Consider the following 21,217-nt stretch of genomic DNA (forward strand, 5'->3'; position numbering starts at 1 on the left):
GCCCGTGAACCGGGCTCAGGAGTCTGTCGTGAGCTTTAACCCTGCCAATCGCCTGTTTCCCGCCACCCGTCTGCGTCGCAATCGTCGTGATGATTTTTCTCGTCGTCTGGTGCGTGAAAACGTACTGACGACCGACGATCTGATCCTGCCGGTGTTTGTGCTGGACGGTGAAAATCGGCGGGAAGCGGTGGCTTCGATGCCAGGTGTCGAACGCCTGAGCATTGATCTGCTGCTTGAAGAAGCCGCGGGCTGGGTCGAGTTGGGGATTCCAGCGCTGGCGCTGTTCCCGGTCACGCCGTCTGAACTCAAGTCGCTGGACGCTGCCGAAGCCTGGAACCCGCAAGGAATCGCCCAGCGCGCCACGCGCGCCCTGCGCGAGCGTTTCCCGGAGCTGGGGGTGATCACTGACGTGGCGTTGGACCCGTTCACCACCCACGGTCAGGATGGCATTCTTGACCGGGACGGCTATGTTGAAAACGACATCACCGTGGATGCCCTGGTCAAGCAAGCCCTGTCCCATGCAGCAGCCGGTGCCCAGGTGGTTGCACCGTCGGACATGATGGACGGCCGGATCCAGGCGATCCGTGAATCCCTGGAGCTGGCCGGTCACGTCAACGTGCGGATCATGGCCTATTCGGCCAAGTACGCCAGCGCCTATTACGGCCCGTTCCGCGATGCGGTGGGCTCGGCGCTTAACCTGGGCAAGGCCAACAAGGCTTCGTACCAGATGGACCCGGCCAACAGCCATGAAGCCCTGCACGAAGTGGCGGCCGACTTGGCCGAAGGCGCTGACATGGTGATGGTCAAGCCGGGGATGCCCTACTTGGACATCCTTTATCGGGTCAAAGAAGAATTCAAGGTGCCGACCTTTGTGTATCAGGTCAGTGGCGAATACGCCATGCACATGGCAGCAATACAGAATGGATGGCTGAGTGAAGGGGTGATCCTTGAATCCCTCACAGCCTTTAAACGCGCCGGGGCTGATGGCATTCTGACCTACTTCGCCGCCCGCGCCGCCCAATTGCTTAGAGAGCAACAATAGCCCTCACAGGAACACTCGATGAATACCGAAGGACTCACAGAAGTTGCCGTAAAAGACACTCACCCGGCGGTTGAACAAGTCACCGCAACGCCGCCGGAGCACCAGCCCGCCGTGCCTGTCGTGGTGGCCGAGCCACCTGCGCCGGCCCCAGTGGTCGCTGTGACCAACCTGGATGACAGCAGCCTGTACATCCACCGCGAGCTGTCACAACTGCAATTCAACATCCGCGTACTGGAACAGGCGCTGGATGAGTCCTATCCGCTGCTGGAGCGGCTGAAGTTCCTGCTGATCTTCTCCAGCAACCTGGACGAGTTCTTCGAGATCCGCGTCGCCGGCCTCAAGAAACAAATCACCTTTGCCCGCGAACAAGCCGGCGCCGACGGCCTGCAGCCGCATCAGGCGCTGGCGCGCATCAGCGAACTGGTACACGGCCATGTGGACCGCCAATACGCGATCCTCAACGACATCCTGTTGCCGGAACTGGAAAAACATCAGGTCCGCTTCATCCGTCGTCGTCACTGGACCACCAAGATCAAGACCTGGGTGCGCCGTTACTTCCGTGACGAGATTTCGCCGATCATCACCCCCATTGGCCTCGACCCGACGCACCCGTTCCCGTTGCTGGTGAACAAGAGCCTCAATTTTATTGTCGAGCTGGAAGGTATCGACGCCTTCGGCCGTGACTCAGGCCTTGCGATCATCCCGGCACCGCGTCTGTTGCCACGGATCATTAAGGTACCGGAAGAGGTGGGGGGCGCTGGCGATAACTATGTATTCCTGTCGTCGATGATCCATGCGCACGCCGATGATCTGTTCCAGGGCATGAAGGTGAAGGGCTGCTACCAATTCCGCCTGACCCGTAACGCCGACCTGGCGCTGGACTCCGAAGACGTCGAAGACTTGGCCCGTGCTCTGCGCGGCGAGCTGTTCTCGCGGCGCTACGGCGATGCGGTGCGCCTGGAAGTGGCCGACACCTGCCCTAAACACCTGTCGGACTACCTGCTGAAACAGTTCAACCTGGCCGAATCCGAGTTGTACCAGGTCAACGGCCCGGTGAACTTGACGCGCCTGTTCAGCATTACCGGCCTGGACAGCCATCCGGAACTGCAATACACCCCGTTCACCCCGCAGATCCCGAAATTGCTGCAAAACAGCGAGAATATCTTCAGTGTGGTGAGCAAGCAGGACATCCTGCTGCTGCATCCGTTCGAATCCTTCACGCCAGTGGTCGACTTGCTGCGACAAGCCGCCAAGGACCCACACGTGTTGGCCGTGCGCCAGACCCTGTACCGTTCCGGCGCCAACTCGGAAATCGTCGACGCCCTGGTCGACGCCGCGCGTAACGGCAAGGAAGTCACGGCGGTGATCGAGTTGCGTGCGCGGTTCGACGAAGAGTCCAACCTGCAGTTGGCCAGCCGCCTGCAAGCGGCCGGCGCGGTGGTGATCTACGGTGTGGTCGGCTTCAAGACCCACGCCAAGATGATGCTGATCCTGCGCCGCGAAGCCGGTGAGATCGTGCGCTACGCGCACTTGGGCACTGGTAACTACCACGCCGGTAACGCCAAGCTCTACACCGACTACAGCCTGCTGACGTCCGACGATGCCTTGTGTGAAGACGTCGGCAAGTTGTTCAGCCAGTTGATCGGCATGGGCAAGACCTTGCGCATGAAGAAGCTGCTGCACGCGCCGTTCACCCTGAAGAAGGGCATGCTCGACATGATTGCCCGCGAAACCCAGTTCGCCCTCGACGGCAAACCGGCGCACATCATTGCCAAGTTCAACTCGTTGACCGATCCGAAGATCATTCGCGCGCTGTACAAGGCCAGCCAGTCCGGCGTGCGCATCGATCTGGTGGTGCGCGGCATGTGCTGCCTGCGTCCGGGCATTGTCGGGGTTTCGCACAACATCCATGTGCGCTCGATCATCGGCCGCTTCCTGGAGCACACGCGGGTTTTCTACTTCCTCAACGGTGGCGAAGAGCAGATGTTCCTCTCCAGTGCCGACTGGATGGAGCGCAACCTTGATAAGCGTGTGGAAACATGCTTCCCGGTGGAAGGCAAGAAGTTGATCATGCGGGTCAAGAAGGAGCTGGAAAGCTACCTCACCGACAACACCCACAGCTGGAGCCTGCAGTCGGACGGCCGCTATATTCGCAACACGCCGACCGGCAACCAGAACCCGCGCAGTGCGCAGGCGACGTTGCTGGAGCGCTTGGGTAGCCCGATCCTGACGGTTAACTAACAGCCGACACAAACCTAATGTGGGAGCGGGCTTGTTCGCGAATGCGGTAGATCAGTCAGTACATCTAGTGACTGACACTCCGCATTCGCGAGCAAGTCTGCTCCCACATTTGTTTTTGCAGTGTTCTTTGGACCGGCTCAGCGCATGTTCAGGCTGAACCCCACCCGCGTCAGCCACTCCGCTTCCTGGGCGAAATCCGCCTGGGTCAGCTGATTCTCATCCAGCCAACCTTTCGGGAACACTACGTCCAGGCTGTCGCCGTCGGCGCGCAGGGTCACCTGGGGCATTTCCTGGGTGCCACGGATATGGTGGAACAGGATTGCAAAGCGCAGCAGCACGCACAGGCGAATCAGCTTGATGCCTTCGTCGCCGAACTCTGCGAATTTGTCTTTAGGGATGTTACGGCGGTGGCCACGCACCAACAGCGCCAGCATTTGCTGGTCTTCCCGGGAGAAGCCGGCAAGGTCCGAGTGCTCAATCAGATAGGCACCGTGCTTGTGGTAATGGTAGTGGGCGATATCCAGGCCCACCTCATGCACCTTGGCCGCCCAGCCCAACAACTCGCGCCATACGCCGTCTTCCAGGTCCCAATCCTCGGCGACCTGGTCGAAGGCGTGCAGGGCTTTACGCTCCACCCGGGCTGCTTGTTCCAAGTCGACGTGGTAACGCTCCATCAACGAACTGAGCGTGCGCTCCCGCACGTCCTCGTGGTGGTGGCGGCCCAGCAGGTCGTAGAGCACACCTTCGCGCAGGGCGCCGTCGCAGTGGTCCATGCGTTGCAACTCGAGGGCGTCGAAGATCGCTTCAAGAATCGCCAGGCCGGCCGGGAAGATGGTACGACGATCCGGCTTGATGCCGTCGAAGTCGATTTTCTCGGCGTCCCCCAGCTTGAACAGTTTGCGTTTTAGCCACGCCAGGCCTTCGGCATTCACTTCACCGGTGCCATGGCCGCCGGCTTTCAGGGCCAGGCCGATGGCGCGGATAGTGCCGGACGAGCCGATGGCTTCATCCCACGTCAGGCGGTGCAGGGCGTGCTCGATGCTCATGATCTCCAGTCGCGCCGCCGTGTAGGCCTGGGCGTAGCGCGCCGGGGTGATCTTGCCATCCTTGAAATAGCGTTGGGTAAAGCTGACGCAGCCCATCTGCAGGCTTTCGCGCAGTAGCGGTTCGAAGCGCTGGCCAATGATGAATTCGGTACTGCCCCCGCCGATGTCGGCGACCAGGCGTTTGCCGGGCGTATCAGCCAGGGTGTGGGACACGCCGAGGTAGATCAGGCGCGCTTCTTCACGGCCAGAGATGACTTCAACGGGATGCCCAAGGATCTCCTCGGCGCGGCGGATGAATTCGCCACGGTTGCGGGCTTCGCGCAGGGCGTTGGTGCCGACGATTCGCACGGCGCCCAGGGGCATGCCGTTGATCAACTGGGCAAATCGCTTGAGGCAATCGAGCCCGCGCTGCATGGATTCTTCGTTGAGTTGGCGCTCATCGTCGATTCCGGCAGCCAGTTGCACTTTTTCGCCGAGCCGCTCAAGGATGCGGATTTCGCCGTTCTGGGCCTTGGCCACGACCATGTGAAAGCTGTTGGAGCCCAGGTCGATGGCGGCGATCAGGGACAGATTCTTGGCTTTGGATTGCGGCATGGTTAGGGGGTCTCGGTCGATAACCCAGCCATCGTGCCACGATCGACCTTTGGTGCCAACGCGTACTGCTTCGGTAATTTTTCTTCGGCTGTGTGTAAGGAATTCTTGTGGGGAATGTAGGACGGTTTTCTAAGCCCGTAGCGAATGATGTTTCATCTTTGTAGGCGTAATTAAGCGCTTGTTGTTTTCAGGCTGTTTACGATTTTGCCTACACTAAGTCGGGTAATCACTAATTGGTTTTGTACTTAAGCCTACTCGACGATGAATTCTGGCCCACTTTCTCTATTTACGCCTCCCACGAAGAGTGGCGTGTTCTCTCATTCTTTATTCGGGTGGCAAAGCGACAGACTGTCACTCGGCAATTTTGCCGTGGTGTTATTTATGTATGGTCCTATGTTCAGGATGAAGAAAAGATGGGTAAAGGATACCCGGCCATCGTAAACGCACCTGCCCACTATAGATGACAGGTTAAACATGAAAAAAATGCTTGGTTTGACAGTAGGTACTCTGTGTCTGGTCGCGAGTATCGGCGCTCATGCAACAACGGCTGCTGAACTGATTGTACGAGGGACGATCAAGCCGTTGGCTTGCAACCTCAGCCTCGCCGGTGGAGGCATCGTGGATTACGGAATAATTCCCTCCGGCAGTCTGTCCGCCACTAACTTCAATCCGCTAACAGAAAAACCTGTCAGGTTGTCCGTCAGTTGCGGCAAGGCGCCAGCCCAATTCGGCCTGACGCTGACTGACCTGCAATCGGGCAGCAAGGTGACCGGGATTCTCGGTTCCGGGTTCACCGAGGCGCAGAACTTCGGGCTTGGCCTTGCCAACGGCAAGCGTACGGGTGGCTACTCCGTGAGGCTGACGAATCTGAGCTCGTCCACCGGGCCCCTGAACCCTCTCGTGCGTGTTGGCACCACAGGTTCCTGGCAGCGCAGTGACGGCAAAGTCGCGCAAAGGCCGAGTCAATATTCGTGGGGCAACGGCTCCAGCCTGCAACCCGCATCCATCACCCAACTTACGGGCACTCTGGCTGTGAAAGCCGTTATCAACCGCACGCAAGATCTGGACCTGACCCGTGATACGACGCTGGACGGCCGCGCCACTCTGGAATTGAGTTACATCTAAATACGTTATTAGCGGCCGACATTAACGCACAGGCAGTGATGCGTCTCTGTTAAGTGTCGGCTGTTTTTGCGTGGGTGTTCGTTAATTATTGGCTTTATGGCGGTGAGGGAACTCAGTGAAGGCTCTTTCAATAATAGTGATGGCGTTTCTACGGTATATAAGCGTGTGCCTTTGCTTGTGTGGTATGGCCGTAGCTGACGGGATGCAACCCGAGACAACAGTTGTGATTTTGAATGAAGAGGACGGTGAGGCGACACTTAATATAACAAACACTGACCCTGGTGCGGCGTTACTGCATTCGGTCATACAAAACATACCTGAAGATTTGGAATCCTTATTGATTGTTACGCCGCCCATTACTCGGGTCGAGGCGGGCGACACTCAACTTGTACGCTTCATCATGACCACGAAGGCACCGCTCAAGACCCAACGCCTGAAGCGAGTCTCCTTTGAAGGTATCCCCCAGGCTCGCGCGCCCGGCGGTGCGACCATTGGTATCACCCTGCGCCAGAACCTGCCGTTGATCCTGCATCCCAAAGGCTTGCCCAAGCACGATGCGCCATGGCAGTTGCTCACCTGGAAGCGCGAAGGTGACCAGATAAAGGCTTATAACAACAGCGCTTACGTTGTGCGGATGGCACTGGAAGTCCAACTGCATCCGCTGGCGCGTCTGGGAAAGTTACCGCGTACCTACATTCTGCCGGGTGAAGTGCTCACGCTAGCGACAGACAACTCAGTGGCGGGAGTGGTCGCGGTGGAGATTCAACCGGCCACGGTCTACGGGTTTACGGTGGACAGCTACCGCGCACCCGTTACGGCAGATGTGGACTGACGAGCCTATGAAAAAGATCAGGCACTCAGGTCGCTCTGCCAAAAGCGCGTCTGGCAAGTTATTACAGGCGCGTTCCAGGGTCTTGCTGGGGCTCGCGACGCTGTGGGGGTTGCCAGGCTCCAGCGCAGCCGTGGCGCTCGGAGAAGGTTTTGACCTGGCCGCGTTGACAACCCTTGGGATCGACCCGCAGGTGTCCGAATACTTTCGCAGCGCGGCGCGCTTTCGTGAAGGTGTGCATGTGGTCGGGCTGCGGGTCAATGGCGCCCCGCTGGGGTTGGTAGACGCGCGGTTCGATTACCAGGGCCAGTTGTGCTTCACCGAGGCGTTACTGGCGAAGGCGGGTCTGGTCAAACCCTCCCGTGTGCTACGCGAAGGCATCAGCCCTGACCAGGCCTGCCATGATTTCGTTGGGGAATACCCGGCGACCATGGTACGGCTGCGCCCGAGCAGCGATGAGGTCACCCTGGTAGTGCCGACCCAGTCCCTGCGCGCGCCAGAGTGGGAAGCCGGGAATTTTTCTCAGGGCGGCGCGGCAGCCATCTTCAACTATGACGTGTTGGGTTTCGATACCCGTTCGCGAAGTGGGCCAAGTCGCTTTGTGTCGGCCTATACCGAGGCAGGGTTCAACCTGGGTAACTGGATTGTTCGCAGCCGCCAGTTTTTTATCTCTGACAATGGCCAGACGCGAACCGAGCAGGTGGACGCCTACGCCCAGCGTGATATCGCGGCGTTGCAGTCGACTTTCCAGGCCGGACAGATTTCCAGCAACAACCCGATATTTGGCGGGGTGCAACTGGCTGGCTTGCAGTTTTTTCCGGATGGTCAACAACGCGCGGGTGGGGGCAGCAGCGAGGTAGTGGTTGAAGGGCTGGCCCAAAGCCAGTCACGGGTCGAGGTGCGTCAGTCGGGTGCATTGATCCATACCACGCTGGTGCCGGAGGGGCCGTTCAGGCTCACTGGATTACCGTTGCTCAACAGCACCAGCGACCTCGATGTGAGCGTGATTGACGTGCGGGGCGCAAAGCGCAGTTTTGTCGTACCCGCCGCGTCCTTTCGAGGTGGGGCTCCGGTTGCGCCGGGGTATTACTTTTCCGTCGGCAAGGTGCGTGACACGTCCTTCGACAGCCGGGAAGCGCCCGTTGTTGCCATGGGCAGCGGCACCTGGGGCCTGGGCCAGAACTCGTCACTGGGTTTCGGTTTGCTGAGTACCGACGAGTATCAGTCGGCAGGCGGCTCACTGAGCAGTGTGTTTTTCCGTCAAATGACGGTGGGCATGCGCCACAACCTGTCCCGTGATGGCCAAGATGGCGTAGGGGGCGCACGCAGCACACTCTCTGTGGGCAGCCCGTTGTTCGCCAACCTCGACATGAACCTGAGCGCCTCTACGCAAAGCCGAGGCTACCGGGAGGTGCTGGACGCAGGCCAGGCGTCGCGTGGGTACGACTTCGATGCGCGTTTCAAGCGCCAGTACACGGCAGGGTTGAGCTGGGCGGACCCGTTTGTGGGTGGTTTTTCCATCAGTTTCACGCGTAGCACGCAGTTTGACGGGCAGTCCGCCGATCACCTCTTTGCCTCATGGAACAATACGTTTAACGGTGTGGGTGTGGCGCTGATCGCCGACGCTCAGGTCGGTGGGGCCAGGCCTCAACGGCGTGACTCGGTGGCGGGTGGCCGACGCGACGGACGGCTGGACGAAGACACCTCCCTCCGGCTGCAGGTGACCGTGCCCCTGGGCGGTGATCGCCGAGTCAGTTCTTACGTCAGTCGTCGAGGCGACCGACTGGATGCTGGCACTGCTCTCAGCGAGCGGGTCAACGACTATGTGAACTACGAGGTCGGTGTTGATCGAGACGTGAGCGAGCGTGAGCAGAGCGTGCGCGGCCGTGTGGACGTACTGCCGCTTTATACCCGCGTGAGCTTGGGTGCCAGCCGTGATCCGTCGAGCACCAGTTATTCCGGGCAACTGCAAGGCGGCATTGTCGCCCATGAACACGGCGTGACGTTCTCGCCGTATGCAGTGCAGGACACGTTTGGCATCGTCTCGGTGGGCGATATTGCTACGGCCAAGGTCTCCACGGCCCAAGGGCCGGTATGGACGGATTTCAGCGGCCAGGCGGTGATCCCCGGGCTGCAGGCCTACGGCAATAACCATGTGCAAGTACAGACCCAGTCGCTGCCCAAGCGCGTCGACTTGAAGAACGGGACCAAGGTGCTCGCTGCTGGTCGTGGCTCAGTCAATATCCTCAACTTTGATGTGGTGAAAGTCCGTCGTCTGTTGCTTGAAGCCCTGGATGAACAGGGCCTGCCCTTGCCTCAAGGGGCCGCGGTGTTCGGCGAGGACAACAACTTTATGACCAGTGTGGTGGGTGACGGCATGATTTTTCTCAATAACATCGATGGGCCGCAAACGCTGAGGGTTTCATTGCCGGACTCGGCGTCCTGTGTGCTGCAAGTCAACCCTGAGCAAGAGTCTGGCGATGACCAACTTTTCGAAACCGCATCGGAGGTATGCCATGCTCGCTAAGCCGATGAGTGGCCCGCCTGTTGCCCGCCTGTGCCTGTTGTTGGTCGCCCTGATGGGCAGCCCTGCGCGTGCTGACGACTGCCGGATGACCTTGAGCGAGCCTCGGATCGACTACGGGGTGATGCGTCCTTCGCAAGCGTCGTCTGGCAGGGCGACATTGATGCTGGATACGCAACGTACGCTGCACCTGAGCGTGCTCTGCGCGACTCCCACGGGGATGAGCCTGCGCTTCAGCGGTGCACCCGCTGATGCCCAAAGCTATCAGTTTGGCCGGCAAGGGCGTTTCACTTTGAGCCTGAGGCAGGCGCAGGTCGACGGCAGCCCGGTGTCGTGGCAACCCGATGAAACCGCCAGCGGGCGGCTGCTACCCGGTCGCACGTTGTTTGCCAATGCTGCCGGTGTGGCGGTGACGGGCCGCCGGTTGACGGCCCAGGTGGAGATTGAGGTTCAACTGCCGGCTGATGCCCTCGCGGTACGCCGGGAGATGCAACTGGAGGGCCACGGCCAATTCGAGCTGGTCAGTCCGGCTGCTCCGTAGAGCCGATGAAGTTGGCCAGTTCGGCGGTTTTCGGGTGCGCGAACAAGTGTTTGGGGTCGCCGACTTCATGCACCTTGCCCTGGTGCATGAACACCAGCTTGTCGCCGACTTCGCGGGCAAAGCGCATCTCGTGAGTCACCATGATCAGGGTCATGCCGTCCTTGGCCAGTTGGCGCACCACGCTGAGCACTTCATTGACCAGTTCCGGGTCGAGGGCCGAGGTGATTTCATCGCACAGCAGCACCTTGGGCGACATCGCCAGTGCGCGGGCAATCGCCACGCGTTGCTGCTGGCCGCCGGACAAGCGATCGGGGAAGGCGTCGAATTTCTCCCCCAGCCCGACGCGCTCCAGCATTTGCTTGGCCAGCAGCGCAGCCTTGGCCTTGGGTACTTTTTGGACGACTTGCGGCGCGAGCATCACGTTTTCGCCGACGGTCAGGTGCGGGAACAGGTTGAACTGCTGAAACACCATGCCGACTTTCTGCCGCAGGCTGCGTAGGTCAGCGCGGGCGGCGTCGAGGTATTCGCCGTCGACTTCGATCACGCCGTCGTTGATCGATTCCAGGCCGTTGAGGGTGCGCAATAGTGTGGATTTACCCGAGCCGCTGCGACCGATGATCGCCACCACCTGGCCTTCTTCAACGGTCAGGTCGATGCCCTTGAGTACGTGGTGATCGCCGTAAAACTTATGCAGGGCGGAAATTCTAAGCAGAGGCATGCAGTCTCCTTTCCAGGTAGCGCGCACTGAGGGATAGGGGGTAGCAGAGCAGAAAGTAACCAAGCGCCACCAGGCCGTAGACCATGAAGGGCTCGAACGTGGCATTGGCGAGCATGCCGCCGGTCTTGGTCAGTTCGGTAAAGCCGATGATCGAGGTCACGGCGGTGCCTTTGACCACCTGCACTGAGAAGCCCACGGTGGGCGCCACGGCAATGCGCAGGGCCTGGGGCAGGATTACGTAGCGCAGCTGCTCAAGCGGGTTGAGCGCCAGGCTGGCCGACGCTTCCCACTGCCCGTGGGCGATGGAATCGACGCAGCCGCGCCAGATTTCAGCCAGGTAGGCGCTGGTAAACAAGGTCAGGGCGATTGCCGCCGCGAGCCAGGGCGAGATATCCACACCCAGCAGGGCAACGCCGAAAAACACCAGGAACAGCTGCATCAGCAGCGGCGTGCCCTGGAACAGTTCGATATAGGTACGCGCAACGTTGCGCGGGAGCGCCTTACTGCTGATGCGCATCGTCATCACCAGCAAACCGATCACGCCGCCACCCACAAACGCCACCAGCGACAGCAACAGCGTCCATTGCAGGCCCGTGAGCAGGTTGCGCACGATGTCCCAGAAAGAGAAATCACTCATCGGCTGTTCCTCATCACCCACCTGCGGCCGATCCAGTTGAGCAACTGGCGAATCATCAACGCCATGCACAGGTACACCAAGGTGGTCAGGGCATAGGTTTCAAAAGCGCGGAAATTGCGCGACTGGATAAAGTTGGCGGCGAAGCTCAGCTCTTCAGTGGCGATCTGCGAGCAGACTGCCGAACCGAGCATCACGATGATGATCTGGCTGCTCAGGGCCGGCCACACCTTGCCCAGCGCCGGCAGCAGCACCACGTGGCGGAACGCTTCGAAGCGCGTCATCGCCAGCGCTGCGGCAGCTTCCAGCTGCCCGCGTGGAATCGCCTGGATGCCAGCGCGGATGATTTCCGTGGAGTAGGCGCCCAGGTTGATCACCATCGCCAGCACGGCGGCTTGCCACTCGGTGATCTTCAGTCCCAGGGACGGCAGGCCGAAGAAGATGAAGAACAACTGCACCAGGAATGGTGTGTTGCGGATCAACTCGACGTACACACCGAAGAACCACGCAAACGGCTGGATCTTCCAGGCCCGCACCACCGCGCCGACGGTGCCTAACGCTACGCCGAGAATCGCGCCAATGGCTGTCAGTTCAAGGGTGAACAGCGCGCCGCGCAACAGCAGGTCGGTATTGGCCAGCACCGGCACAAAGTCGAATTGATAGGCCATGAATCAGCTCCGCTTTTAGAGATCGGCAGGCAATGGTTCTTTGAGCCACTGCATCGCGTTCTTTTCCAGGCTGCCATCGGCTTTGGCAGCGACCAGGATCTGATTGACCTTCTCCAGCAGCGCCGGCTCGTTCTTGTTCACGCCCACGTACACTGGCGAGTCCTTGAGCTTCACTTTCAGTGCAGGCACGCGTTTCGGGTTGCGTTCGCTGATCGCCACCATCACCACGTTGCCGCTGGCGATCAGGTCGACCTGGCCGGCCAGGTAGGCGGCGATGGTCGAGTTGTTGTCTTCGAAGCGCTTGATGGTCGCCTCTTTGGGCGCGACGGCAGTCAGCTCGATGTCTTCGATAGCGCCACGGGTCACGCTGATGGTCTTGCCCTTGAGATCGTCCAGGGTACTGATGGCGGCATCAGGCGGGCCGAACACCGCCAGGTAGAACGGTGCGTAGGCCTTGGAGAAGTCGATGACCTTTTCGCGCTCGGCGTTTTTGCCCAGGCTGGAAATCACCAGGTCGACCTTGCCGGTGGTGAGGAACGGGATACGGTTGGTGCTGTTGACCGGGGTCAGTTCCAGCTTGACCTTGAGTTGGTCGGCCAGCAGCTTGGCAGTGTCGATGTCCAGGCCGCGTGGCTTCATGTCGGGGCCGACCGAGCCGAACGGCGGGAAGTCCTGGGGCACGGCGACCTTGAGGGTGCCACGGGCAACGATGTCGTCCAGACCGTTGGCATGGGCAGGTGCCTGGCTCAGCATCAGGCTGGCAAACAGTGCAGTAAGCAGGGCGCTGTAGCGCTTGGTCATGGCAACTCTCCGAGAAGGGCGAAGGAATTTTCTGGATTTGTTCAGTGCACAGCCCATGCCATTACCGCTGGAACTGTCTGCGAGGCCGGGATTTGTTGAGCTTCCGTGGTCTTACTGGTCTGAACAGTGAGCGGACGTTTCGCACCCTTTTCGAGCGCCGGTAAAACCCGGCGAGCCCCTTTGGGGCGTGGCTTGCCGCCCGACCCGAATAGCTTTACAACTAGCCGCTCAGTTGACTGGAACCTTGAGTTTTTTATGAATTCCATCGCCCAAGCCGTACCGGAAGCGGCCCTGCAGGCCATCCGCAAACTGATCAAGGAGCAAGGCTTCGGGCCGGGCGATGCTTTGCCGTCCCAGCGCGATCTTGCGCTGCAGTTGGGCGTAAGCCGGGCGTCGTTGCGCGAGGCGTTGTCGTCCCTGAGCGCCTTGGGCGTGGTGAGTGTGCAGCCGGGCAAGGGCGTGTTCGTACAGGCTGCCGACGAGTCGCCGGGGTTTGCCTGGCCGTTTGCGGCGCAGGCTACGCCGCTGGATATCTTCCAGTTGCGCTACGCCCTTGAAGGCTTTGCGGCGGGGTTGGCGGCGGTGACGCTGACCATCGATGAGCTGGATAGCCTGGAAGACAACGTCGAGGCCATGCGCAAGGTGCTCAAGGCCGGCGACTTCGAAGCGGCTGCCCGACTGGACTTCGAATTCCATCAGCGCATCCTGCTGGCCAGTGGTAATCAAGCGATGGTGAGTATTCTCAGCGCCAGTGCCGAAGTGTTCCTCGAGAGCCAGAAACTACCGTTCATCCGGCCGGAGCGGGCCATGGAAACCTGGCAGGAGCACCGCCGGATAGTGCGCGCCCTGGCCCGTCGCGGCAGTGCAGCGGCGCAGAAAACCATGCAGGAACACGTGCGCAATGCGGCGTTGCGCACGGGCATCGCTTTCGTGACTCCCGTAACACCCTGAGTGGGGCGATACCCACACTCATGCGGCACCATAGCAAGACTCAATCAGAGGCGGCTTCCTGAACGGGGGAAGGGCGGCTATGATGGGCCACGTTTTTTTTGCTTACAATCCGGAGACATCCATGAGCAACGATCCTATCAAGCACGTCACCGACGCGACCTTTGAGGCCGAAGTACTCAAGGCTCAAGGCCCGGTGCTGGTTGACTACTGGGCTGAGTGGTGCGGCCCTTGCAAAATGATCGCTCCAGTCCTGGACGACATTGCAACCACTTACGAAGGCAAGCTGACCATTGCCAAGCTGAACATTGACGACAACCAGGAAACCCCGGCCAAGCACGGCGTGCGTGGTATTCCGACCCTGATGCTGTTCAAGAACGGCAACGTCGAAGCCACTAAAGTAGGCGCGCTGTCGAAGTCTCAGTTGCAAGCTTTCCTCGACGCGAACATCTAAGCGTCTTCAAAAAAGCCCCGCAAATCGCGGGGCTTTTTCGTGAAACAGGGCTAGACGCTCCGAAATTCAGATGGTACATTCGGCCCCGCACTGGTTTCTCCACTGCCCCCTGCAAGCCGTCGCCGACGCATTCCTTTTCGATTAGTACGCGATCCTGTCGCCTTCTCTGCGGCGCGGCCTCATTAAGCCAAAAGCTTAATTTCCCCCCTCCATAAATGATTACGTCATTCCTATATGAATCTGACTGAACTCAAGCAAAAGCCGATTACCGACCTGCTCCAACTGGCCGAAGAAATGGGCATAGAAAATATGGCCCGTTCGCGCAAGCAGGACGTGATTTTCTCCCTGCTCAAGAAGCACGCGAAAAGCGGCGAGGAAATCTCCGGTGATGGCGTGCTGGAGATTCTCCAGGACGGCTTCGGCTTCCTCCGCTCTGCAGACGCCTCCTATCTTGCCGGCCCAGACGATATCTACGTCTCGCCGAGCCAGATCCGTCGTTTCAACTTGCGCACCGGTGACACCATCGTTGGCAAGATCCGCCCTCCTAAGGAAGGCGAGCGCTATTTCGCCCTGCTCAAGGTCGACACGATCAACTTCGATCGTCCAGAGAACGCGAAAAACAAGATTCTCTTCGAGAACCTGACCCCGCTGTTCCCGACCGTGCGCATGAAGATGGAAGCCGGTAACGGTTCCACCGAAGACTTGACCGGTCGTGTGATCGACCTGTGCGCCCCGATCGGCAAAGGCCAGCGTGGCCTGATCGTCGCGCCGCCGAAAGCCGGTAAGACCATCATGCTGCAGAACATCGCAGCGAACATCGCGCGTAACAATCCTGAAGTTCACCTGATCGTACTGTTGATCGATGAGCGTCCGGAAGAAGTGACCGAAATGCAGCGCACCGTGCGCGGCGAAGTGGTTGCCTCCACGTTCGATGAGCCGCCAACCCGCCACGTGCAGGTTGCCGAAATGGTGATCGAGAAGGCCAAGCGCCTGGTCGAACACAAGAAGGACGTGGTGATCCTGCTCGACTCCATCACCCGTCTGGCCCGTGCCTACAACACCGTGATCCCGAGCTCCGGCAAGGTATTGACCGGTGGTGTCGATGCCCACGCCCTGGAGAAACCGAAGCGTTTCTTCGGCGCTGCGCGCAATATCGAAGAAGGCGGCTCGCTGACCATTATCGCCACCGCGCTGGTTGAAACCGGTTCGAAGATGGACGAAGTGATCTACGAAGAGTTCAAGGGTACCGGCAACATGGAACTGCCCCTGGACCGTCGTATCGCGGAAAAACGCGTGTTCCCGGCGATCAACATCAACCGTTCCGGCACCCGCCGCGAAGAGTTGCTGACTGCCGACGACGAACTGCAGCGCATGTGGATCCTGCGCAAGCTGCTGCACCCGATGGACGAAGTCGCCGCCATCGAGTTCCTGATCGACAAGCTGAAAGCCACCAAGACCAACGACGAGTTCTTTTTGTCGATGAAGCGTAAGTAATACGACGTTTCAGGTCCGAAAAAATGGCGCCCTCAGGGGCGCCATTTCTTTTCGTCGGTTTTTTAAGCATTCTCTGTACCCAAATGCACCGCGATAAGCTGCCAGTCGCCGTCATAGCAGGTAGGATGTACGCCTATTTTACGGGTGGCATGGTTAATGAAATTCAAGGATCTTCGGGATTTCGTGCAGCAACTTGAGCAGCGCGGAGAGTTGAAACGTATCCAAATGCCGATTTCCCCGGTGCTGGAAATGACTGAGATTTGCGACCGTACCCTTCGCAACAAGGGCCCGGCACTGCTGTTCGAGAACCCGACCGGCTTTGATATCCCGGTGCTCGGCAACCTGTTCGGCACCCCCGAGCGCGTGGCTTTTGGCATGGGTGCCGAGGCGGTCAGCGAACTGCGCGAGATCGGCAAGCTGCTGGCCTTCCTCAAGGAACCCGAGCCGCCCAAGGGGCTGAAGGATGCCTGGTCGAAGCTGCCAATCTTCCGCAAGATCATTGCCATGGCCCCCAAAGTGGTCAAGGACGCGGTGTGCCAGGAAGTGGTCATCGAAGGCGATGACGTCGACCTCGGCATGCTGCCCGTGCAGACCTGTTGGCCAGGCGACGTCGGCCCGCTGATCACCTGGGGCCTGACCGTCACCAAAGGCCCGAACAAGGACCGCCAAAACCTCGGTATCTACCGCCAGCAAGTGATCGGCCGCAACAAGGTGATCATGCGTTGGTTGAGCCACCGTGGCGGCGCCCTGGACTTCCGTGAGTGGTGTGAAAAGCACCCTGGCAAGCCGTTCCCGGTTTCCGTGGCCCTGGGTGCCGACCCGGCTACCATCCTCGGCGCCGTGACCCCGGTGCCGGACAGCCTGTCCGAATACGCGTTTGCCGGCCTGCTGCGCGGCAACCGCACCGAACTGGTGAAGTGCCGTGGCAATGACCTGCAAGTGCCGGCCACGGCCGAAATCATCCTCGAGGGCGTGATTCATCCGGGCGAGATGGCCGATGAAGGGCCGTACGGTGACCACACCGGCTATTACAACGAAGTCGACAGCTTCCCGGTGTTCACCGTCGAGCGCATCACCCATCGGATCAAGCCGATCTACCACAGCACCTACACCGGCCGGCCGCCGGATGAGCCGGCTATTTTGGGCGTGGCGCTGAACGAAGTGTTCGTGCCGATCCTCCAAAAGCAATTCCCGGAGATCACCGACTTCTACCTGCCGCCGGAAGGCTGCTCGTACCGCATGGCCATCGTGACCATGAAGAAGTCGTACCCAGGCCATGCCAAGCGGGTAATGCTCGGTGTGTGGTCGTTTTTGCGACAGTTCATGTACACCAAGTTCGTTATTGTCACCGACGACGACATCAATGCCCGAGATTGGAACGACGTGATCTGGGCCATCACCACGCGCATGGACCCCAAGCGCGATACGGTGATGATCGACAACACGCCGATCGACTACCTCGACTTCGCCTCGCCAGTGTCGGGCTTGGGTTCGAAGATGGGCCTGGACGCCACCCACAAATGGCCGGGTGAAACCACCCGCGAATGGGGTCGGGTGATCGTCAAGGATGAAGCCGTCACTGCCCGTGTCGATGCGATCTGGAAAGAATTGGGAATAGATTGATGCGTGTAACCCTGCAACCTTCCGGCGCCGTGCTGGAGCTGGTCCCTGGCGAGCGAATCCTCGAAGGCGCGCGCCGCTTGGGCTACGAATGCCCCGAGGCCTGTCGCAACGGCGTATGCCATGTGTGCGCCGCGCTGCTCGTGGAAGGCCGAGTGCGGCAAGCCGGTGAAGTGCGCGACCATGGTGAGTTCTACACGTGTATCGCTGAGCCGCTGGAAGATTGCATTGTGTTATGGGATGGCGTGCTGGCGCCGGGAGAGTTGCCATTGCGCAAGTTGTCATGCCAATTGAGTGAATGCGTAGAAGTCGGTGGCGATGTATGGCGCGTGCGCCTGCGCGCGCCGGCCGGCAAGGCGGTGCGTTACCACGCCGGGCAATACTTGATGATCGAGCGCGACAATGGCGAGAAATCGGCATTCTCCCTGGCGTCGGCACCCCATGCTGGACGCGAGCTGGAGTTGCATGTGCTGGTCCGCGAGGACAGTGCGCGCACCCTATTGGAGCAACTGCAGCGTAACCAGATGGCCCGGATCGAAATGCCCTTTGGTGACACCCACTTGGCCGAGCTGCCGGACGGGCCGCTGGTGTTGATCGCTGCCGGTACCGGCATGGCGCAGATGCACAGCCTGATCGAGCATTGCCGCGCCTCCGGCTTCAAGCACCCGGTGCACCTGTACTGGGGCGTACGTCGCCCGGAAGATTTCTACGACATTGAGCACTGGGACCAGTGGCGGCAACTGCCCAACCTGTTCCTGCACAAAGTTGTCAGCGACTTGTGTGGTTGGGAAGGGCGCTGTGGGTTGTTGCATGAAGCGGTGTGTGAAGACATCACCGACCTCAAGTCGGTGCACGTCTACGCCAGCGGTTCACCGGCGATGATCTACGGTACCCTGGATGCGCTGGTAGATGCCGGCATGGATGCGCACCAGATGCGTGCCGATGTGTTCGCCTACGCCCCCCGGGCCTGACGCGATCACATACATCATGGGTGTACGCCGATCAAACTGTGGGAGCGGACTGCGTCGTGTCTGTGTCAGAAGCGCACGCCTGTGGTCACCATCGCCGCATTGAACCCCAGCAATACCATCTCTGCCGCCACCGGCCCGTAATGCGCGCCCACCGACGGAATGATCACCGGTGCCACGCCGTAACGATTCAGTGGGATCTTGTCGCGGTACTTGCCGCGATAACCCTGGATCGCTCCGCCGGTCAGCTTCAAATACACCGGATAGTTCGCCATGTCGTAGCGCTTGCCCGCGTACGCGTAATACGAGCGCTGCCTGAACGAATTGCGAAACGTTGCCCCGCCATACACGAAACCTGACGCTTCGTTGCGCTCCAGGCCGATCAGGTCCTGGTTGTTGTTGTGCTCCGGATCGGGCGCGAAATGCCGAGTGTAGACGCTGGTCTGCGCGTACCAGAAGCCTTTGTCGTCCTCGCTCGCGAGTGTTTCGCCAGCCAGTGCGGTGGTGGCCTGGGCCAGGAACAACAGGCCAGGCATTCGGAATCTCTTCATGGGTGCGACCTCAAGAGTCGATTTGGTGGGCGGCTAAGTGGGTCGTGATGTGTGCGCTATTTTGATGGGTTGGCGGGTTCCCAGGCTGAACCGGGGCTGAAAGCGACGGCATTGGCACGCGTAATGCTGACAAATGGCTGTGGCGCTTATATCCGTACTTATTCGCTTAGGGTATTTAGTGTCTCAGGCAAATGTCCTTAAGCTATATCTGAGACGGGCGGCTTATTGCTGCGGGTTTTATTACGGTAAAGTTGCTTACAACTGGTAATACATAGGAGGCGTACCGCTTTTCGCCATGACCGCCATTGAAACTGATCTTTTGCAGTTGGCTTACCCTCCGCGTCTCGATCTTGGGCCGCAACTCACTCACGAACAATTGATGAGCTCGATGCAGGCCACCATGGCCCGGCATAAGGGTGGGCCGGTCTGGCTATTTGCGTATGGTTCGCTGATCTGGCGCCCTGAATGCTCGTCGACCGAGCGCATGCGGGCACGGGTCCATGGTTATCATCGGGGTCTTTACTTGTGGTCCCACGAGCACCGGGGTACGCCGGAATTACCAGGTTTGGTCTTTGGTCTGGATCGCGGCGGCTCTTGCAGCGGGTTTGCTTACCGCTTGCCGGAAGATCAACTGGAGGCCTCGCTCTACGCCTTGTGGCAGCGCGAGATGCCTTACCCCTCTTACCGGCCGCACTGGCTCAGCTGCCGTCTGGAAGATGGCAGTACGGTGCAGGCATTGGGATTTGTCTTGGAGCGGCACCTGCCCAGCTACGCCGGCAACTTGCCGGATATCGTGCTGAACCACGTGTTGCAAAGCGCTTGCGGGCGTTACGGCACTACGCGTGATTATGTCGAGCAGACCGTCAACGCCCTGCGTAGCCACGCCATGCCAGATAAAAACCTGGAGGCGCGGCTCAAGCGTTGTGCGAAGGATTGCTCAGGCGGTTAACGCGCCGAGCTGACGCTGTTGGTGTGCCACAACGTTGGGATCAGGAAGGCGATTGCCAACACGCACGCGCCGATCAGCAGCACGAAACCACCGTCCCAGCCGAAGTGGTCCACGGTGTAGCCCATGGCCGCACTCGCTGCCACCGAGCCCCCCAGGTAACCGAACAAACCGGTGAAGCCCGCCGCTGTGCCGGCGGCTTTCTTCGGCGCCAGTTCCAGCGCCTGCAGGCCGATCAGCATTACCGGGCCGTAGATCAGGAAACCGATGGACACCAGCGCGAGCATGTCGACCATCGGGTTACCCGGCGGGTTGAGCCAGTACACCAGGGTCGCCACGGTCACCAGGGCCATGAACACGATGCCGGTGAGGCCACGGTTGCCACGGAAGATCTTGTCCGACATCCAGCCGCACAGCAGCGTGCCCGGGATACCTGCCCACTCATAGAAGAAGTACGCCCAGGACGATTTGTCGACCGTGAAGTGCTTGGCTTCTTTCAAGTAGGTCGGCGCCCAGTCCAGTACGCCGTAGCGCAGCAGGTAGACGAACACGTTGGCGAAGGCGATGTACCAGAGCATTTTGTTGCGCAGCACGTACTTGACGAAGATTTCCTTGGCGCTGAATTCGTCTTCGTGGCTGGCGTCATAGCCTTCCGGGTAGTCGTTCTTGTACTTCTCGATCGACGGCAGGCCGACTGATTGCGGGGTGTCGCGCATGGTGATGAAGGCAAACGCCGCCACTGCCAATGCCACGGTCGCCGGTACATAAAACGCTGCGTGCCAGTCGTTGAACCAGCCCATGCCCAGCAGGAACAGCGGGCCGATCAGGCCGCCGCCGACGTTGTGCGCCACGTTCCATACCGACACCACGCCGCCGCGTTCTTTCTGCGACCACCAATGCACCATGGTCCGTCCACTGGGCGGCCAGCCCATGCCTTGAGCCCAGCCGTTGATGAACAGCAAAATGAACATCATGGTCACGCTGGACGTCGCCCAAGGTGCGAAACCGAAAATGAACATGACCCCAGCTGAAACCAGCAGGCCGAAGGGCAGGAAATAGCGCGGGTTGGAGCGGTCGGACACCAGGCCCATGAGGAACTTGGACAGGCCGTAGGCAATCGCGATAGCCGACATCGCCAGGCCCAGTTCACCACGGGTGTAACCCTCGTCGATCAAGTAGGGCATGGCCAGCGAGAAGTTTTTACGCAGCAGGTAGTACCCGGCGTAACCGAAGAAAATACCCGCGAAGATCTGCCAGCGCAGGCGTCGGTAGGTACTGTCTATTTTTTCTTCAGGCAGGGGCGCCTGATGTGCGGCAGGACGAAAGAAAGCAAACATTCAAGAGCTCCAAATTTCTTGTTTTGACTGCGGATGCGAATGTTACAGTTTCGTTACCGAAAATAGCATCGCCTCTTATCTGCAAACACAGGAAATCAGAGCAATTGCATGTTCTCTTATGAACATGTCGCGAATA

General features: G+C 59.7%; 19 protein-coding genes. 12 read left to right on the top strand and 7 right to left on the bottom strand.

The window, feature by feature from the left end:
• The first annotated feature begins 28 nt into the window (after positions 1-28).
• The gene (hemB, locus tag AACY44_RS23215; protein ID WP_339427618.1) at positions 29-1,042 is read left to right on the top strand and encodes a porphobilinogen synthase; all 1,014 of its coding nucleotides are present in this window, start codon (positions 29-31) and stop codon (positions 1,040-1,042) included.
• A gap of 18 nt (positions 1,043-1,060) precedes the next feature.
• Positions 1,061-3,283 carry a polyphosphate kinase 1 gene (gene ppk1 / locus AACY44_RS23220; protein WP_339427619.1) on the top strand — a complete coding sequence of 741 codons (2,223 nt, stop codon included), beginning with the start codon at positions 1,061-1,063 and terminating at the stop codon, positions 3,281-3,283.
• A gap of 137 nt (positions 3,284-3,420) precedes the next feature.
• On the opposite strand, the gene ppx is transcribed toward ppk1, so the two are convergent.
• Positions 3,421-4,923, bottom strand: a complete 1,503-nt coding sequence (gene ppx, locus AACY44_RS23225) for an exopolyphosphatase (RefSeq protein ID WP_339415152.1) — start codon at positions 4,921-4,923, stop codon at positions 3,421-3,423.
• 474 nt (positions 4,924-5,397) lie between these two features.
• Here ppx and AACY44_RS23230 point away from each other — a divergent pair, with 474 nt between their 5' ends.
• The 4 genes from AACY44_RS23230 to AACY44_RS23245 all read left to right on the top strand — a co-directional run bounded on the left by AACY44_RS23230 (position 5,398) and on the right by AACY44_RS23245 (position 9,942).
• Positions 5,398-6,048 (top strand): DUF1120 domain-containing protein, encoded by a 651-nt coding sequence (locus tag AACY44_RS23230; protein WP_339415153.1) that lies wholly within the window; start codon positions 5,398-5,400, stop codon positions 6,046-6,048.
• 139 nt (positions 6,049-6,187) lie between these two features.
• The gene (locus AACY44_RS23235; RefSeq protein ID WP_339415450.1) at positions 6,188-6,880 is read left to right on the top strand and encodes a fimbria/pilus chaperone family protein; all 693 of its coding nucleotides are present in this window, start codon (positions 6,188-6,190) and stop codon (positions 6,878-6,880) included.
• Positions 6,881-6,887: 7 nt separating this feature from the next.
• Positions 6,888-9,404, top strand: coding sequence for a fimbria/pilus outer membrane usher protein (locus tag AACY44_RS23240; protein WP_339531145.1), 2,517 nt, complete (start codon positions 6,888-6,890; stop codon positions 9,402-9,404).
• Positions 9,394-9,942, top strand: a complete 549-nt coding sequence (locus tag AACY44_RS23245) for a hypothetical protein (RefSeq protein ID WP_339415155.1) — start codon at positions 9,394-9,396, stop codon at positions 9,940-9,942. Before AACY44_RS23240 ends, AACY44_RS23245 begins: the two co-directional genes overlap by 11 nt.
• Here AACY44_RS23245 and AACY44_RS23250 read toward each other — a convergent pair.
• The 4 genes from AACY44_RS23250 to AACY44_RS23265 are packed head-to-tail and all read right to left on the bottom strand — an operon-like array spanning position 9,923 to position 12,763.
• Positions 9,923-10,660, bottom strand: coding sequence for an amino acid ABC transporter ATP-binding protein (locus AACY44_RS23250; RefSeq protein ID WP_339415156.1), 738 nt, complete (start codon positions 10,658-10,660; stop codon positions 9,923-9,925). The two genes, AACY44_RS23245 and AACY44_RS23250, sit on opposite strands and share 20 nt — an antisense overlap.
• Complete coding sequence (locus AACY44_RS23255; RefSeq protein ID WP_339415157.1) at positions 10,647-11,297, bottom strand: amino acid ABC transporter permease; 651 nt, start codon at positions 11,295-11,297, stop codon at positions 10,647-10,649. Before AACY44_RS23255 ends, AACY44_RS23250 begins: the two co-directional genes overlap by 14 nt.
• Entirely contained in the window at positions 11,294-11,962 is a 669-nt protein-coding gene (locus AACY44_RS23260; RefSeq protein ID WP_339415158.1) for an amino acid ABC transporter permease, read from the bottom strand. The genes AACY44_RS23255 and AACY44_RS23260 overlap by 4 nt, the downstream gene beginning before the upstream one ends.
• A gap of 15 nt (positions 11,963-11,977) precedes the next feature.
• Complete coding sequence (locus AACY44_RS23265; protein ID WP_339415159.1) at positions 11,978-12,763, bottom strand: transporter substrate-binding domain-containing protein; 786 nt, start codon at positions 12,761-12,763, stop codon at positions 11,978-11,980.
• Positions 12,764-13,018: 255 nt separating this feature from the next.
• Between AACY44_RS23265 and AACY44_RS23270 the strand changes: the two genes are divergently transcribed.
• From AACY44_RS23270 to AACY44_RS23290, 5 genes are all read left to right on the top strand, one after another.
• Positions 13,019-13,714, top strand: a complete 696-nt coding sequence (locus AACY44_RS23270) for a FadR/GntR family transcriptional regulator (RefSeq protein WP_339427620.1) — start codon at positions 13,019-13,021, stop codon at positions 13,712-13,714.
• 121 nt (positions 13,715-13,835) lie between these two features.
• Entirely contained in the window at positions 13,836-14,165 is a 330-nt protein-coding gene (gene trxA / locus AACY44_RS23275) for a thioredoxin TrxA (RefSeq protein WP_339531147.1), read from the top strand.
• Between the two features lie 234 nt (positions 14,166-14,399).
• Positions 14,400-15,659, top strand: a complete 1,260-nt coding sequence (rho, locus tag AACY44_RS23280) for a transcription termination factor Rho (RefSeq protein WP_048729328.1) — start codon at positions 14,400-14,402, stop codon at positions 15,657-15,659.
• 156 nt (positions 15,660-15,815) lie between these two features.
• Positions 15,816-17,282, top strand: coding sequence for a 4-hydroxy-3-polyprenylbenzoate decarboxylase (gene ubiD, locus AACY44_RS23285; RefSeq protein ID WP_049711003.1), 1,467 nt, complete (start codon positions 15,816-15,818; stop codon positions 17,280-17,282).
• On the top strand, positions 17,282-18,250 hold the full coding sequence (locus tag AACY44_RS23290; protein WP_339415161.1) for a CDP-6-deoxy-delta-3,4-glucoseen reductase: 969 nt from the start codon (positions 17,282-17,284) through the stop codon (positions 18,248-18,250). Before ubiD ends, AACY44_RS23290 begins: the two co-directional genes overlap by 1 nt.
• A gap of 65 nt (positions 18,251-18,315) precedes the next feature.
• On the opposite strand, the gene AACY44_RS23295 is transcribed toward AACY44_RS23290, so the two are convergent.
• Positions 18,316-18,798 (bottom strand): sn-glycerol-3-phosphate transporter, encoded by a 483-nt coding sequence (locus AACY44_RS23295; RefSeq protein ID WP_339415162.1) that lies wholly within the window; start codon positions 18,796-18,798, stop codon positions 18,316-18,318.
• A 295-nt stretch (positions 18,799-19,093) separates the two neighbouring features.
• On the opposite strand from AACY44_RS23295, the gene AACY44_RS23300 reads away from it, so the two are divergent.
• Positions 19,094-19,747, top strand: a complete 654-nt coding sequence (locus AACY44_RS23300) for a gamma-glutamylcyclotransferase (RefSeq protein WP_049711006.1) — start codon at positions 19,094-19,096, stop codon at positions 19,745-19,747.
• On the opposite strand, the gene glpT is transcribed toward AACY44_RS23300, so the two are convergent.
• On the bottom strand, positions 19,744-21,081 hold the full coding sequence (gene glpT, locus AACY44_RS23305; protein ID WP_339415163.1) for a glycerol-3-phosphate transporter: 1,338 nt from the start codon (positions 21,079-21,081) through the stop codon (positions 19,744-19,746). The two genes, AACY44_RS23300 and glpT, sit on opposite strands and share 4 nt — an antisense overlap.
• Positions 21,082-21,217 lie beyond the last annotated feature (136 nt).

This window comes from Pseudomonas sp. RA_15y_Pfl1_P11 (genome assembly GCF_963970975.1).
In the GTDB taxonomy this organism is placed as follows: Bacteria; Pseudomonadota; Gammaproteobacteria; order Pseudomonadales; family Pseudomonadaceae; genus Aquipseudomonas; species Aquipseudomonas tritici.

Bases quoted from the DNA above. Each gene is read 5' to 3' on its own strand.
- ppk1 (WP_339427619.1), top strand. From the start codon at position 1,061: ATGAATACCGAAGGACTCACAGAAGTTGCCGTAAAAGACACTCACCCG.
- ppx (WP_339415152.1), bottom strand. From the start codon at position 4,923: ATGCCGCAATCCAAAGCCAAGAATCTGTCCCTGATCGCCGCCATCGAC.
- AACY44_RS23230 (WP_339415153.1), top strand. From the start codon at position 5,398: ATGAAAAAAATGCTTGGTTTGACAGTAGGTACTCTGTGTCTGGTCGCG.
- AACY44_RS23235 (WP_339415450.1), top strand. From the start codon at position 6,188: ATGGCGTTTCTACGGTATATAAGCGTGTGCCTTTGCTTGTGTGGTATG.
- AACY44_RS23240 (WP_339531145.1), top strand. From the start codon at position 6,888: ATGAAAAAGATCAGGCACTCAGGTCGCTCTGCCAAAAGCGCGTCTGGC.
- AACY44_RS23245 (WP_339415155.1), top strand. From the start codon at position 9,394: ATGCTCGCTAAGCCGATGAGTGGCCCGCCTGTTGCCCGCCTGTGCCTG.
- AACY44_RS23250 (WP_339415156.1), bottom strand. From the start codon at position 10,660: ATGCCTCTGCTTAGAATTTCCGCCCTGCATAAGTTTTACGGCGATCAC.
- AACY44_RS23255 (WP_339415157.1), bottom strand. From the start codon at position 11,297: ATGAGTGATTTCTCTTTCTGGGACATCGTGCGCAACCTGCTCACGGGC.
- AACY44_RS23260 (WP_339415158.1), bottom strand. From the start codon at position 11,962: ATGGCCTATCAATTCGACTTTGTGCCGGTGCTGGCCAATACCGACCTG.
- AACY44_RS23265 (WP_339415159.1), bottom strand. From the start codon at position 12,763: ATGACCAAGCGCTACAGCGCCCTGCTTACTGCACTGTTTGCCAGCCTG.
- AACY44_RS23270 (WP_339427620.1), top strand. From the start codon at position 13,019: ATGAATTCCATCGCCCAAGCCGTACCGGAAGCGGCCCTGCAGGCCATC.
- trxA (WP_339531147.1), top strand. From the start codon at position 13,836: ATGAGCAACGATCCTATCAAGCACGTCACCGACGCGACCTTTGAGGCC.
- rho (WP_048729328.1), top strand. From the start codon at position 14,400: ATGAATCTGACTGAACTCAAGCAAAAGCCGATTACCGACCTGCTCCAA.
- ubiD (WP_049711003.1), top strand. From the start codon at position 15,816: ATGAAATTCAAGGATCTTCGGGATTTCGTGCAGCAACTTGAGCAGCGC.
- AACY44_RS23290 (WP_339415161.1), top strand. From the start codon at position 17,282: ATGCGTGTAACCCTGCAACCTTCCGGCGCCGTGCTGGAGCTGGTCCCT.
- AACY44_RS23295 (WP_339415162.1), bottom strand. From the start codon at position 18,798: ATGAAGAGATTCCGAATGCCTGGCCTGTTGTTCCTGGCCCAGGCCACC.
- AACY44_RS23300 (WP_049711006.1), top strand. From the start codon at position 19,094: ATGACCGCCATTGAAACTGATCTTTTGCAGTTGGCTTACCCTCCGCGT.
- glpT (WP_339415163.1), bottom strand. From the start codon at position 21,081: ATGTTTGCTTTCTTTCGTCCTGCCGCACATCAGGCGCCCCTGCCTGAA.